This is a genomic window from Glaciecola sp. SC05 (genome assembly GCF_041380235.1).
Classification (GTDB): Bacteria; Pseudomonadota; Gammaproteobacteria; order Enterobacterales; family Alteromonadaceae; genus Glaciecola.
This window is the reverse complement of the sequence record NZ_JBGIYY010000023.1, coordinates 50,349-64,302: the sequence shown is the minus strand read 5'-3', so window position 1 is coordinate 64,302 and position 13,954 is coordinate 50,349. Positions and strand designations below refer to the sequence as shown.

The window sequence follows — 13,954 nt, the reverse complement described above, 5'->3', positions numbered from 1 at the left end:
ATGGACAAGCCAAGACCTAAAAACTACTTGAAGCAACTCAGCCAAAACACAAAGCGTTAATCTCACTGAAAATAAAAACTATAAACATCGCTTTTTAATCGAATAGGAAGAACAAATGAAAATATACGGTTTCGCGAACAGAGCCATTACAGCCATACTGTGCAGTGTAATGTTGTTCGCTTGCGGTGGCGGCGGCGGTAGCAATGATATCGACCCCGTTGAGCAAGAGCGTGAAGCGCGTGCATATTTATCTCAAGTGCTCACTATTATGCGTGAAAATGCCCTTACCCGAAATGAGGTAGATTGGAGCAGTCTCGAGACAGAGGTCAACCAACTAGCAGTGAATGCGAAATCGATTAGGGATACATATCCTGCAATCACTAGAGCCTTGCAGTTGATCAATACCAATCATTCTTTTTTAGCTGACGCCTCAGGCAGTATTATTACCTACCCGAGCACTTTAACGTGCAACGAACAAGTCTCCTTTAGTCAACCGAATGTTGAGGGCATCGGCTATATTCGCGTTGATGGTTTTACATCTGGCGATAGCGACCAAGCCAATCTGTTTGCGAGCAATATTCAAGCTCGAATTGCCGAGCAAGACAGTCCGCAAGTCACTGCTTGGATTGTTGATTTACGCGAAAACACAGGCGGTAATATGTGGCCGATGATCGCAGGGTTGGGACCCTTATTTGAAGGCACGATACAAGGACACTTCATTGATCCGAATGAAGAAATTGTCGCTTGGGGCTATAATTCTCGAGCCTCCTATTTAGGTGAAAACAATGTAGTCGAGATCAATCAGCCCTATACGTTGATTAACCCCCTTCCAAAAATAGCCGTACTTAGCAGTAAACGCGTTGGCAGCTCAGGAGAGGCTACCCTCATTGCCTTCAAAAAACAGTTTAACACTCGATTTTTTGGTAATAATAGCTGTGGATTATCTACAGCAAATTCGTCCTACGCGCTTAGCGACGGCAGCGCATTGGTGTTGACAACCGCAGTCATGGCAGACCGAGACCAAGTAAAATATGGCGGGCCAGTGTTAGTCGATCAACAAAGCAATTCATCCGATACCATGGCGCAAGCAATTGCTTGGCTACAAGAATAAGAGTACTGACGGAGCTGACATGTCGAACAAACAAGTTAGACAGCTTGTTGAAACCCTTGAGCACGATATCCACAGTGCTACAAGTAGTGAACAAATATTAGCCGCTGTTGGCAAAATCAAAGCGTTTAGAAAACCTTTGGTCTACAAACACTCAAAGCATTTTTTAGCGGCATTGGTAAGTCTATCTATCGCGATTTTTATCTTCGTCGGTAGTCACAATCAAATTTCATTCTTAGCAGCCTATTCACAAGGCAATGGCTTGTTTTTTCTTGGCATTGGGTGTCTCTTGCTTTGCGCGTTTATTGTCTCCCTTGTCCTTAAGAATAAGCATCAAATCTCCAAAGTTGCCAAACTCGCTTATCAAAAAGACGCAATGCTCGACAATAATCTTAAGTTCAAAGCCCCGTTTAACAGCGAAGAAATGCGGATCCGTTTCAGTGAGCTAAACCGCGGCAACCATTCTCGCACTTTCAAAGAAGTTGTCGCCGGCGAATATCAAGGCGACGAACATCAGTTTACCTTTGAGTACTATCATTTCCATTATGTAGACAAACGCACGGTGGTCACCATGCGCGGCAAGCGCATGCGCACCAAAACCGTGTATGATAAATATGATCGCTACGGCATCATTATTCCGTTTGGATTTTATCAAAACCTACAGATATTTAGTTTTAAGATAGGCCAACAGTATCAACACTCTCTTTCATCAGGCTCTATAGCATTTGATAAGATTTTTAAAGTTAAAGCCTCAGATGAACTTGCTGGTACAAAGTTTCTGAAACCAGCGGTGGTGGTGGCGATTTTAGATATGTCAGCGTTTTTGTCGAAGATGAATATCGAAATAGATGGCACTGGCTTGATGTGTTTGTCATTTAACGATAGTAATATGATCATGGGCAATCAACGATATGATTTATCCAACCCGGATGCATTTTACGACGAGTTAGCAGGCCACACTAAGCTGCGGCTGCTAGAGCGAACTTTACGTTTTGTACATCAGTTACTAAAACATTCAGACAGTAATTTTAAGGAAACAGTATGAGCACTTCAGGCATCATAATCATGGGGATTTTAGTCATTGTAGTCATTGCCATTGTGTCAATCTATAACGGCATTGTATCTCGTAAAAATGCAGTCGAAAGGGCTTGGGCAGGAGTCATTAGCCAAGAGCGTCAGAAAAATAATGTATTGCCTGAACTAGAAAAAGTCGTATCGGAGCATAAAGAGTTTGAAGCTGGCATCCTAAGCGATATTACTCGGCTTCGCAGCAAACTTGGCGAACTGAGCGAACGAAAAATTGATACGCAGGGCTTAGGCGAAATAGAAAGCCTAATGGGCAAGGTGCAAAGCGGTATCAGCGTCACAATGGAAGCCTATCCTGAGCTTAAAACCGCAGGCCTGATGAATAATTTAATGCGCGAAATAAGCGAACAAGAAGAAAACGTCGGCGCCGCCATTCGCATCTTCAATCAAAACGTCGAAGCCTTTAATGAGGGAATCGAAGTATTTCCAAATAACATGGTAAACGGCATGCTAAATAAACAAGCGCGGATTTTGGTGTTTTCAGATACACAGTCAAGTGAGAAATTTGACTACAAACCGAATTTGTAGTCAACAATAGAGTCGAGCTAAGATGCGCAAGAAGCGACATGTATTGGTTTAGACTCAATTCGGTCATTTAAAATTGAGAGTTTGAGCAAACACGACTAATTCAAGCTAGAGTTGCTGTTTTGTGACCCTTCTGCTTGCATCAATTCCAATTGCGCTCTTTTAACATCGGCCTGCTCTTTTGTTAGTACATTTTGCTCTTCTAACCATGTAAATTTTTTGATTTCGTTTTCTATCCCGTTTTCAAGATTTATCTCGCCGTACCAATCGAGCAACTGCTGGTTTTTCCTTTTATTAATCTCATTGATTATAGTGTCATGGTGCTTATCTTGAATCACATGAACCGTTCCATGGTCGGTGGAAAAAACGGAATATTTAGTCTTAGAGAAGTGCGCCCATGCAACACAAATCAAGCCAATCATTAACCAAAACCCCTTACCTGAAAGAGAAGCGTCTGCGTAAATTGCAGCGCCTAGCTGAAACGTACCAATTGCCATCCATAGGTAACCAACATTTCTTAACCATTCATTTTGCTCTATGCTGATCGAGCATTTCTTTGGAAAGTCTGCATAGTTAAGATCAATGTCACCTGAGCCTTTTTTATCTGCATATGCAAAGTTCATGTGCGATTCTTCAAAGGTAAAAGTAAAATTTACCGACCTTTTCTTTTGAGTTATTTCCATATAAATCTTCCCGTATTTACTGACGTTCAGTGTTTTTACATATTAATATAATAATTCATTGAAAAACAACCGCTGAAGACCTCAAGCTTGTCTAAAAACACGATGATAGACTTTTGATTAACACTTGCATCTATTTACCGTAGTGTCTAATGTCCCTACCATTATGGTTGTTATAAAATAATGAGATGAATCAGCTTAGATATTTAAGTCATTACTCTGACGCGTTGCAGCAGCAAATTACGGCGATGATGGAGGCAAATTCGCTAGGTGCTTGGCTACAAAACAAGTATTCTAGTGTGCACAGCGTAGCTAATGACAGTGAGTTACGTGACTACGTTATGCATATCAAAAATCAATACATGAAAAAGACCCAGCCTTTAAGTAAGGTTGCCTACGATAGTAAAATTCATATTGTTAATCATGCCTTAGGTATGCACAGCTATGTATCACGGGTGCAGGGCAGCAAGCTAAAGAGTAAAAATGAACTCAGGGTGAGCAGCTTATTTAAGCAAACGCCAGAAGATTTCTTATATATGATCGTTGTGCATGAGCTCGCACATTTAAAAGAAAAGCAGCACAACAAAGCGTTTTATCAACTTTGCCGACACATGATGCCTAATTACCATCAAGTAGAGTTTGAGGTACGGGTTTATCTCACCGAATTTGAGAGAAATGGGAATGTTTTTTTACATCAATGAGGTGCTAAGTGGATTATAAATTTTATCGTGATATCAGCGGCAAAGCCTTTGCAGAATGCGAAGCAGAAGCCGCTACTTTTGGTGATTGGTTAAGTAACGAACTCAGTAGCAACGCAGACACCGTGTCAACCCTACTCGATGTTATTGAACAATTGCAGTCGGGACGCCTGAGCACCCATAAAGCAAAAGGGCATGACTACACCCTTATACTCGACCAAGACGAAGCCGAATTACATAGTCATTTAGGTTTCTGGGATGAAGACACTGAATTACCAGAGGGTACTGAACTTGACCAACAAATTGCCACTGGCTGTGGTTTACAAGACCTAAAAGAACTCTTGATTGATTGGCATGAGTTTATAGCGGGCAGTTAACTATGCGAGTAACGCTAGCAATGTTTCTAGTTTTAAGACTTGCGCATATTTTGCATTCATATCATGGAAGTTTGCTTGTTGCGCTGCTAAGTTACGATCACCGCACGCCTCAATTGGCACGAATACTGGGTAATTGTGCTGCAAACCGTCCACTACGGTTGCCCTCACGCATCCACTGGTGGTTAAACCGGTAACCACTAAGCTATCGGCATTCGCTTGCCTTAAACCATTTGCCAAGCTTGTTTCAAAAAAACCACTAGGGCCTAACTTCTCAATGATGGGCTCATTGCTTTTGCGTCCAAGCTCGTGGGCAATCTCAACCCACTTTGACCCGGCTTGTAAAATATTCAAGTCAGGCAGACGCTGCCTGAACACACTCGCTTGCTTTGCTTCGTGATATACCACTGACGTAAAAAATATCGGCAGCTGTTTTTGTCTAAATACATTCACTAAGGTCTTATTGGCTGCGATCACATTGGTAAAATCGCCTCCTAACGGACTTTGAGCGCGAGCAAAACCCTCGCTCATATCTACCACGATCAGCGCTGGGCGTTTGCCCAGCGCAATATCGCCTATCGGAAGGTCTTTACTCATTATAGTGCTTGCTCATAAAGGGCAAAATGCAGAGCGCTGACATAGCGACGACATGGTAACAGCATAGTAATGGCTTCCTTTAAGCTCGTGCTTTTTTAAACACGGGCGTAGCTGGCGGCTTTAAGCCTGTTTCTGCTTCGCAGCGCTGCTTAATTTCTTCGATAGTTCCGCCGAAATCAAACAAACCAGGGGCGCCGCGCTCAGCCTGTAGCTTGGCGCGCAATGCATCGCTGGCGCTTACATCTATGCTGCTGCCTGCGTCATCTGTAAAGACCACGCCATAACGCAATCCCCCCTCAACTGAGACTAAGCCGCGGTTCACATCGTCTTGTACCAATGCATAGTCGCGTGCAAATGGGTCACCCCAGCCGCCGCCGCCCCAGGTGTTAAAGTACAGCAAATCGCCTTCGCGCACTTCAATACCGTCGCATTTAGCGGGTAATACTTCTTCACTACCATCTGCACGTACAAGCAACTTTGTCGAACGTAAGCCCGGAGTACCGCCATTAACGCCCCATGGATAAGTTAACCACCGCTCATCGTGAATAGCAATTTGACCATCGGCTAAAAAGCGATAGGCAACGCGCAAACCGTTACCGCCGCGATGCTGACCGGCACCGCCAGAATCAGTAATGGTTTCGTATTTTTCAACCCGTAGCGGGAAGTACGCTTCTACAAACTCATTTGGCACGTTGGTAAAGCCTGGCCATAAAGAGTGACCGTCAGGCCCATCGCCAACAGGGCGTCCTGGCACACCACCAAAGCCAATTTGGAAGAGCTGGAACCAGTCACCTTTATCATCGTAGCCAGAGTAGAACAAATGCGGAGAATCTGAGAAGCCCGCCGCGTTCATCGCCTCTGGAGCCCCTTGACCTAACAAACCACCCATCACGTCAAAAATACGCCCTAGGGCATGGGTACGCCCCGACAGTGCCGCTGGAAAGTTCGGCTTAAGCAAGCTTCCCTGAGGGATTCTGACATCGACTAAGTCGTAAAAACCGTCGTTGAACAAAATTTGTGGATCAACTAAGTTGATAGTGAAAGAGCCAAAAAACATTTTGAACATGTCTTCGTTTAAGTAAAAGTTAATTGAGCTTTGCGCCTGTGGATCGGTGCCTTCAAAATCGAAAATAGCTTTGTCGCCCTCGCGCCACATTTTACAGCGAATTTTATACGGGCCCATGCCTACGCCGTCATCACACACGTAATCTTCGAACGCACGCGGCTCTTCAGGCACCAGCATATTAATGATGGCACTCATCGCAATCTTGTTCCGATCAAGCATGGTTTCCATAGTCGAATAGAATACGTCGTCACCAAAACGTTCGGCAATTTCGACACAGCGTTTGGCCGCCGTGTTGCACGCCGCAACTAGAGCGTTTAGGTCAAATCGGTTCCACTGCGGGGTGCGCACGTTATGCAAGATCAAATCGAGCATGTCTGATTGCAATACGCCTTTTTTGTATAACTTAATGGGCGGTATGCGGATGCCTTCTTGATAAATACTTTCAGCTTTAATTGGAATAGAGCCAGGCACCATGCCGCCGTTGTCAGACATGTGTCCAAACATCGCCGACCATGCGATATGTCGGCCTTCCTTAAAGATTGGTATTAGCACCATCCAATCGGGTAGATGCGACACGGCTGCATTGGTCATGTAGGGGTCGTTAGTCAGTACAATATCGCCCTCTTCAAGCTCGCCTTCAAAGGCATCCATAAACCCGTGGATAAAGCTGCCGAACTGACCCACCACCATTTTGCCGTCTTTGTTGGCAATCATTGGGAAGCAGTCACCCTGCTCTCGAATACCCGGGCTCATCGCCGTTCTGAAAAGTACTGCATCCATCTCTTCGCGCGCGTTTTTAAGCGCATTTTCGATAATATCAACCGTTACCGTGTCGACATCTACTAACTGCATAGGGTGAGTATTAGTTTGCTTGATTTTCTCTTGCATGGTTCTTTTTATGTTATTTGACATATGCTTATCCTCTCCCTACTGGATGAATTAATAGGTTGCCCACTTGATCAACTTTAGCCCAGTAGCCCGGCAAGATGACGCTGGTAGAATCCATCTCACACACAATAGCCGGCCCGTTGACTTCGATGCCTACACATAGCTTACTTCTGTCGTAAATAGCCGCTGCATGATACTCACCCTCGTAATAAATTTTACTGTCGGTGATTTTACAGTCATCGAGAGGCAGTTTTTCTTGCGTCAATTTAGGCTCTGGAAGCTGCCCTGATTTTGCCGTCGCAATCGCGCGGATCATCACGATTTCATGACCATCTTCTAGTGCAAAGGTAAATAGCTGGGTATGCTCTTCATCAAATTGACGTTTAAGCACGTCTAAACCGTCTTTTTCGAGCTCCTCTTGAGTAAACTCAATGGAAAGCTGGAAGGCTTGACCGGTGTATCTGACATCTGCCTGATAGGTAATGTTTTGATCGGCTTGATCGATGCCGTCAGCAGTGAGGGTCTCACGAGCAAGCCCGCGAAGCTCGTTAAGAGCTTGGTTGAGTTCGTCTTTTTCGGTATTGGCTAAAAGCTTCACAAAGGTGCGCGATGCTTCGTCTCTTACGACAGTGGTTGCATCACCATAAGCACACAAAACACCAGGCCCTGGTGGAATAATTGTCGGCCATGCATCGGTCAAAATACCCAATGAGTTAGCGTGCAACGGGCCCGCACCGCCAAAACCTACAAGTGCGAAATCTCTTGGGTCAAAACCTTGTTCTACAGACACAAGTCTCAAGGCACCAAACATTGCTTCGTTAGCAATTTTAATAATGCCTTCGGCAGCAGCTTCTACGCTCAAGCCCATAGCATCGGCAACCTTTTTTACTGCCGTAACAGCAGCCGCTTTGTCAATTTGCATCTTACCGCCAAGCTGCACGTCGGCAGGTAAGTAACCGAGTACAACATTTGCATCGCATACGGTTGGCTCAGTGCCACCTTGCATGTAAGCGGCAGGGCCTGGCACCGCGCCAGCAGATTCTGGACCTACGCGCAGCGCTTTGGTTAACTCGGGTACAAAGGCAATCGAACCACCGCCGGCACCCACTGTACGCACGTCAACTGACGGAGCACGCACGGTAATATCTGCAACGCGGGTTTCGCGTTTAATACGTGGTTTTGCATGTTGAATAAGCGCTACGTCGGTAGAGGTACCGCCCATATCAAAGGTAAGAATGTTGTCGTAACCAGCACGGGTACAAAAATGCACGGCTCCCGATACGCCGCCTGCAGGGCCTGACATAAGCAGGTTTACAGGACTTTCTGATGATGCTCTAGCCGAAGCCAAGCCGCCGTCAGAGCGCAAAATAGACAAGTGCACGTCATTGCCTAAACGTTCTTTTAAAGAGCGGCTAAGGTTGTCTACATAGCGCGACACCTCTGGGCGAACGTAGGAGTTAACTACGGTGGTTTCCGTGCGCTCGTATTCCTGCATTTCTGGTACGACTTCGCTTGATATCGATACGGGTACGTCGCCAAAGATGATCTGAGCAATTTCTCTTGCTTGGCGCTCGTGCTCGCCATTTAAATAAGCATTTATAAAACAAATAGTTAGTGCTTCAACCTGGCCTTTGTCTTTTAATTTTTGCAAATCAACTTTAAGGCTTTCAACATCTAACTCGCTGACGCTGTTGCCTTTGGCATCCATTCGTTCGTCGGCTTCGATAGTGAGCTCTAGAGGAGCAAGTAGAGGCTTTTTGACAAAGCTTACCCAACCACCAAGACCACCCGGGCAGAATGAACGCGCCACTTGTAACACTTGTTTGTAGCCTTTAGTGGTAACCAAGCCTACTTTAGCGCCTTTGCCGGTCAGTACTGCGTTAGTGGCAACTGTGGTGCCATGCATAACGCGCTTGATATCAGTAGGGTCGATACCTGATTCTTCGCAAATTCTGGCGACACCGTTTAACACCCCAATCGACGAATCTTGAGGGGTGGAGGGTACTTTGGCGGTAAATGTCTCGCCTGATGCTTCATTGATCAGCAAAAGGTCGGTAAACGTCCCTCCTACATCAACTCCCAGTCTAAAACTCATATCTGACTCCTACTTATAATGTTTTTCAATGACCGATAAACCGCAAAACGTGCTGTTAATCGGCTAGTGTTATAGGGTTTAACTTAAGTATTTTTCTATCCACAGCTTAGCTTTTCCGCCTTTAGCGGTGCCGGTAAGCTGTATGGCTAAATCTGACGCTGTTAGTAATTTCTTCATATCAATGCCGGTAACAAAACCCATTTGCTCAACCATCATTACAACATCTTCGGTGGCCACGTTACCGCTGGCACCTGGTGCAAACGGACATCCGCCTAGCCCGGCAATGGAGGCATCAAAACGGCGCACGCCTGCGGTCAATGCTGCATATACATTGGCAAGCCCCATGGCGCGGGTGTCGTGAAAATGGCAGGCAAAGCGCTCTGCGCCAAACTTCTCGACCAGCGCATTCATTAAGCTTGTCACGTTAGCAGGATTGGCTGCGCCAATAGTATCGGCAACCACTATGCGCTTGGCTCCTATCGCAAGTAATCTTGCGCTGACGTCAATTACATCAGCTTGCGAAACCTCACCTTCAAATGGACACTCCCACGCAGTCGCTACATAGGCCTGAACCTCTGAGTTGTCTTGTTGCGCTTGCGCAAATACGCCTTGACAGGCTACAAGCGCGGTGTCGGTATTCATCCCAATATTTTTCTCATTCATGGTGTTAGAAACGGCTACCACTAAAGACGATAAGGGCACGCCAGCTTCTTTTGCACTCTGATATCCGCGCATATTTGGAATTAGTGCTGAAAATACGGTATCACCTTTTAGCTGGGCAAAGACTTTGTCAGTGCCGGCCATTGCTGGAACCGCTTTAGGTGATACAAACGCGCCGACTTCAATTTCAGGCACACCGGCTGCGACCAAGGCGTTTATTAATTCAACTCGCTGATGTATTTCCAGCACGCGAGGCTGATTTTGCAGACCATCGCGTGGCCCCACATCATTTATAATTACATGCTTATTCATAGCGCCGTCCATTACTTGATCACGCCCTTTTCACGTAACAAAGCGATGGTCTCGGGATCTTTATTTAACAATCCCTTTAGAATGTCATCGGTGTCTTGCCCAATACTAGGGCTAGCCGAATAACTCTCTTCATTGCTACGAGATAACTTAATCGGATTACCCGGGCCCTTGGTGGTGCTACCATCAGGATGAGTGAGGTCGACCACCATTTTGCGGTGCAGCACCTGTTCGTCTGATAAAGCCTGTGAAAATTTATTCACGGGTGCACAAGGTATACGTGCCTTCTCGAGTTGCTCAATCCAATACTCTGACGAATTGGCACTGAGGACTTCATTTAGCTTTTGATTGATCATCTGCTTTTTTGCCCAGCGGCCAGGTTGCGTGTCTAACTCAGCGTCGTCAAAATCAGGCACATTCACTACACCTTTCAAGTTCTGCCAAAAGTTGTCGGTGATCACGGCAATCACGATATATCCATTATTGGTTTGAAAGGTATCATAAGGCACATGTACAAAATGCGAATTACCAATGGGATAAGGGTCTTTACCCGATAAAAAGTACATCGTAGCCATGTAATTTAGCAGGGATATTTGACAATCGAGCATCGAGATATCAACGTCTTGACCTTTGCCACTGGTCGCACGCTCGATAACAGCCGCCTGAATGCCCATTACTGCAAACATGCCGCCGCCTAAATCGCCAATTGGAATACCACCGCGGACCTGGGCCTCAGGGCCAGTGCCGGTAATCGACATTCCACCGCCTGTGGCTTGCGCCACTTGATCAAACGCTGGGCGTTTGAAATTGGGTCCATTGCTGCCAAAGCCCGTTATTGAACAGGTAATGATTTTAGGATTCACTTTACTCAAATGCTCATAATCAATTTTTAAGCGAGTGGGCACACCCGCGCCAAAATTATTGATCACCACGTCAGACTCTTTCACTAAATCGTAAAACAGGGCTAAACCGTCTTCTGTTTTCAAATCCATGCAAACGCTGCGCTTGTTGCGATTTAGGGTAATAAAATAAGCACCCATGCCGTTTAATGAATTTTCAGGATCGGTTGCAAGTAATTTGCGCGTACCCTCTCCCTGCAGTGGCTCAACTTTTATAGTATCAGCACCGAGGTCGGCTAAAATCATGCTGCAATATGGACCTGAAAGCATATGCGTAAGGTCAATGATGCGTAAGCCTGCAAGCGGCTTGTTCATATTACATACTCCAATTTATAAAATGCAAAATCTCAGGGAGCCAAGCCCCCTGATTGATTTAAACCTGTGCTTAGAAACGGTAAGTAAAATCTACACCGTAAGACACGAGTGCTGATGGATGAATGAACGAGCCACCAAACTCAGGCGCAGGAATAACTTCTTGCAAATATTGTTCATCAGTAATGTTGCGTCCCCAGAAAGCTAGATTCCAGTTTTCTGCATCAAAACCAATGCGCAAGTTCAGGGTGTCATAGGCATCACGACTTGCGTTGTTAAAGTCTTGAGAATGCGGACCTGGCGGTACACCGCCCCCTAAGGTCCCAAAGAAATCCCAAATGGTAGGCGTTTGCTCACCTTGTAAGGTATGAAAGAAGGTTTCACCCACATACTGCCAATCAAGACGAGTCGTCATTACGATCTCAGAGGTGATGTTGTATTCATACATTGCACCAAGTGTAATCGTCGTATCAGGTGTTTGCGGAGCTTTGTTGCCTACCGAGAGTGGGCGATTACGGTTTTCTTTGATTTCAGAATCAATCATGCCTAACCCCCCATAAACTTGGAAGTCGTCAGTCAGTTGAGCTTGAAAATCAAACTCTAAACCACGGATTGAGAGCTCATCGATTGTGGTAACGGCTCTAAGCAAACCAAATGGGCCGGCAAAAAACTCGAAAAACTGGTTATCTTCGACGGTGGTATCAAACACCGCTGCATTGATACGAAGTTTGTTGTCTAAAAATTTAGATTTGAAACCAAGCTCTAGGTTAGTGGTGACCTCTTTGTCATACTCGTCGGTAACTAAAAGCTGAGCATTTACTGCATCACCTGGGGTACCGGCGCCTGTAGCATTAAACCAGAAGTCGAGTGTACCCTGCGTACCAATTGAGTTAAAACCACCGCTTCTAAAACCTATTCCGTAACTCGCGTACCAATTAATATTATCGCTTTGCTCATAACCTACGGTGACTTTTGGCTGCCACTGAGAAAACGAGCGGCTTCTGTCCGGAATACCCTCGGGCGTGACGTTAAAGGCTGGGTTTATGGCACCAACTTGACCATTCACAATAGTATTAACGTTTAGGCCAGAAGCCCTCACATTAGGCACATTGTTAGATACCGTTCTATCTTCATAATCGTAGCGCAAAGCGAAAGCCAGCTCCCACTGCGGATCAAGATCGTATTCTACTTGACCAAAGGCAGACATTACCGAAGTGTCGAAAGTATCATCAAATAGTAGGTCAGTCGGATTAGGGCCCGTTGGCGGAACATACGCCTGTCTTAAAAATCCTTGGCCCTGATCGGCACCATAAGCAACCACGACGTCACGTTCAATTTCAGCAAAATACAAGCCGGCAATCCAGCGTAAATCGGCATCAGTGTCGTCACTGGTAAAACGCAGCTCACCACTGAAATCAGTTTGATTGCGCTCTTGATACTGATAGCCATCGCATGCAGTGGGCGTATAAGGACCATATACCCCAGTAAACTCTACACCGGGAGGGAATACACCAAAGGGTGCAAAGAAATCACCGAATAAATCTGTTCGGTTAGCACCGCCTAATGCAGCGGGCGTGTTGTTTAAGGTTGCGCGGTCGGTCTGACACTGAGGAGTGACTTCATAACCATAAAATGAAGCGCTCGTGCCGTCTGACAGCAGGTACTCTTCAAGATCGTTATACGAAAACACTGCCGTGACATCTACACCGTCTAAGTCCAAGTCACCTTTTATTGAGAATTCAGTGGTCGTCTGCTCGTTTTCACCGGGTACATTAAAAGCAAAGGTAAAGTCATGGTCATTCACATTTGCGTTATAGGCTGGTTGATTGAATGCAGTTACAAACGAAGGCAAAGCAAACACTGCGTTAAAGTTAATCGCGCCACCCGCTACTTCGCTGCGACTTGCCCGTATGTCGAGGCTCAATAAGTCGGTCGCATCCCAAATCAATCTGCCTTTTATCGTAGTGTCTTCCAGAAAATCAACTACATCGTCTTGGCCTGTGAAAATGTTTTCATAATGACCATCAAATGTACTGTCGGCCACCGTTAAGCGAGCAAACACATTGTCCGAAAGACCGCCACTGACCGTGCCGTTTAAACGACGTAAGCCATTATTGCCGACACTGGCGCGAAATGATCCTTCGAGCTCGTCGCTAGGCTTTTTAGTCGTCACAATAATCGCGCCGGCGACCGCGTTACGGCCATAAAGAGCGCCTTGCGGTCCTTTTAGGACTTCAATTTGTGCAACATCGAGGAGTTCTTCATTAAAACTGTTGGGGTTGGTCATCAATACGCCATCAACCACATATGCAAAGGTGGATTCTGCATCACGGGTTGATACAATGCCGCGGATCGTTACTTGTGTGTCACCGACGTTAGCTGCGTCGACGATGCTAACATTAGGGATCAGACTGATAAAATCGCCTGTACGCTCAATGCCAGCGGTGCGTATGTCTTTTTCAGAGAGCGCAGTAACCGCAATCGGTACTTCTTGCAGGGTTTCTGGACGCTTCCGCGAAATACTTATGATTTCGACATCTTCCTCGCTAGTCGCAGTAGTTTGCTGAGCGACGGCAGCGCCACTAAATGCCAATGAGCTGGCCCCTAAAGCGATGATGACGCTTCCTGCTAAGTTGTTGAGCTTAAACTGTTGCATG

12 protein-coding genes are annotated in these 13,954 nt (G+C 45.8%); 5 read left to right on the top strand and 7 right to left on the bottom strand.

From position 1 onward, the window contains the following. The first annotated feature begins 115 nt into the window (after positions 1-115). Genes AB9H30_RS17530 through AB9H30_RS17520 form a run of 3 tightly spaced genes read left to right on the top strand, consistent with a single transcriptional unit; the run spans position 116 to position 2,722 of the window. On the top strand, positions 116-1,111 hold the full coding sequence (locus AB9H30_RS17530; RefSeq protein WP_371196029.1) for a S41 family peptidase: 996 nt from the start codon (positions 116-118) through the stop codon (positions 1,109-1,111). Between the two features lie 19 nt (positions 1,112-1,130). Then, positions 1,131-2,153, top strand: a complete 1,023-nt coding sequence (locus tag AB9H30_RS17525; RefSeq protein ID WP_371196028.1) for a hypothetical protein — start codon at positions 1,131-1,133, stop codon at positions 2,151-2,153. After that, complete coding sequence (locus tag AB9H30_RS17520; protein ID WP_371196027.1) at positions 2,150-2,722, top strand: LemA family protein; 573 nt, start codon at positions 2,150-2,152, stop codon at positions 2,720-2,722. The genes AB9H30_RS17525 and AB9H30_RS17520 overlap by 4 nt, the downstream gene beginning before the upstream one ends. A gap of 95 nt (positions 2,723-2,817) precedes the next feature. Here the strand turns inward: AB9H30_RS17520 and AB9H30_RS17515 are convergent, their stop codons facing one another. Continuing rightward, complete coding sequence (locus tag AB9H30_RS17515; RefSeq protein WP_371196026.1) at positions 2,818-3,402, bottom strand: hypothetical protein; 585 nt, start codon at positions 3,400-3,402, stop codon at positions 2,818-2,820. Positions 3,403-3,587: 185 nt separating this feature from the next. On the opposite strand from AB9H30_RS17515, the gene AB9H30_RS17510 reads away from it, so the two are divergent. Together AB9H30_RS17510 and AB9H30_RS17505 are read left to right on the top strand one after the other, a co-directional pair. After that, positions 3,588-4,100 carry a M48 family metallopeptidase gene (locus AB9H30_RS17510; protein WP_371196025.1) on the top strand — a complete coding sequence of 171 codons (513 nt, stop codon included), beginning with the start codon at positions 3,588-3,590 and terminating at the stop codon, positions 4,098-4,100. Positions 4,101-4,108: 8 nt separating this feature from the next. Beyond that, the gene (locus AB9H30_RS17505) at positions 4,109-4,474 is read left to right on the top strand and encodes a YacL family protein (protein WP_371196024.1); all 366 of its coding nucleotides are present in this window, start codon (positions 4,109-4,111) and stop codon (positions 4,472-4,474) included. On the opposite strand, the gene AB9H30_RS17500 is transcribed toward AB9H30_RS17505, so the two are convergent. From AB9H30_RS17500 to AB9H30_RS17475, 6 genes are all read right to left on the bottom strand, one after another. Then, complete coding sequence (locus AB9H30_RS17500; RefSeq protein ID WP_371196023.1) at positions 4,475-5,068, bottom strand: isochorismatase family protein; 594 nt, start codon at positions 5,066-5,068, stop codon at positions 4,475-4,477. A gap of 79 nt (positions 5,069-5,147) precedes the next feature. Next, positions 5,148-7,046, bottom strand: coding sequence for a hydantoinase B/oxoprolinase family protein (locus AB9H30_RS17495; protein ID WP_371196022.1), 1,899 nt, complete (start codon positions 7,044-7,046; stop codon positions 5,148-5,150). A gap of 4 nt (positions 7,047-7,050) precedes the next feature. Next, positions 7,051-9,117 carry a hydantoinase/oxoprolinase family protein gene (locus tag AB9H30_RS17490; protein WP_371196021.1) on the bottom strand — a complete coding sequence of 689 codons (2,067 nt, stop codon included), beginning with the start codon at positions 9,115-9,117 and terminating at the stop codon, positions 7,051-7,053. A gap of 78 nt (positions 9,118-9,195) precedes the next feature. Then, the gene (locus AB9H30_RS17485) at positions 9,196-10,089 is read right to left on the bottom strand and encodes a hydroxymethylglutaryl-CoA lyase (protein WP_371196020.1); all 894 of its coding nucleotides are present in this window, start codon (positions 10,087-10,089) and stop codon (positions 9,196-9,198) included. Positions 10,090-10,100: 11 nt separating this feature from the next. Beyond that, a complete protein-coding gene (locus AB9H30_RS17480; RefSeq protein ID WP_371196019.1) occupies positions 10,101-11,300 on the bottom strand; it encodes a CaiB/BaiF CoA transferase family protein in 1,200 nt (399 codons plus the stop codon). A gap of 70 nt (positions 11,301-11,370) precedes the next feature. Then, on the bottom strand, positions 11,371-13,953 hold the full coding sequence (locus AB9H30_RS17475) for a TonB-dependent receptor (RefSeq protein WP_371196018.1): 2,583 nt from the start codon (positions 13,951-13,953) through the stop codon (positions 11,371-11,373). Position 13,954: the final 1 nt, after the last annotated feature.

What these genes read in the sequence shown, in the direction of transcription:
- AB9H30_RS17530 (WP_371196029.1), top strand. Translation starts at nt 116, where the DNA reads ATGAAAATATACGGTTTCGCGAACAGAGCCATTACAGCCATACTGTGC.
- AB9H30_RS17525 (WP_371196028.1), top strand. Translation starts at nt 1,131, where the DNA reads ATGTCGAACAAACAAGTTAGACAGCTTGTTGAAACCCTTGAGCACGAT.
- AB9H30_RS17520 (WP_371196027.1), top strand. Translation starts at nt 2,150, where the DNA reads ATGAGCACTTCAGGCATCATAATCATGGGGATTTTAGTCATTGTAGTC.
- AB9H30_RS17515 (WP_371196026.1), bottom strand. Translation starts at nt 3,402, where the DNA reads ATGGAAATAACTCAAAAGAAAAGGTCGGTAAATTTTACTTTTACCTTT.
- AB9H30_RS17510 (WP_371196025.1), top strand. Translation starts at nt 3,588, where the DNA reads ATGAATCAGCTTAGATATTTAAGTCATTACTCTGACGCGTTGCAGCAG.
- AB9H30_RS17500 (WP_371196023.1), bottom strand. Translation starts at nt 5,068, where the DNA reads ATGAGTAAAGACCTTCCGATAGGCGATATTGCGCTGGGCAAACGCCCA.
- AB9H30_RS17495 (WP_371196022.1), bottom strand. Translation starts at nt 7,046, where the DNA reads ATGTCAAATAACATAAAAAGAACCATGCAAGAGAAAATCAAGCAAACT.
- AB9H30_RS17490 (WP_371196021.1), bottom strand. Translation starts at nt 9,117, where the DNA reads ATGAGTTTTAGACTGGGAGTTGATGTAGGAGGGACGTTTACCGACCTT.
- AB9H30_RS17485 (WP_371196020.1), bottom strand. Translation starts at nt 10,089, where the DNA reads ATGAATAAGCATGTAATTATAAATGATGTGGGGCCACGCGATGGTCTG.
- AB9H30_RS17480 (WP_371196019.1), bottom strand. Translation starts at nt 11,300, where the DNA reads ATGAACAAGCCGCTTGCAGGCTTACGCATCATTGACCTTACGCATATG.
- AB9H30_RS17475 (WP_371196018.1), bottom strand. Translation starts at nt 13,953, where the DNA reads ATGCAACAGTTTAAGCTCAACAACTTAGCAGGAAGCGTCATCATCGCT.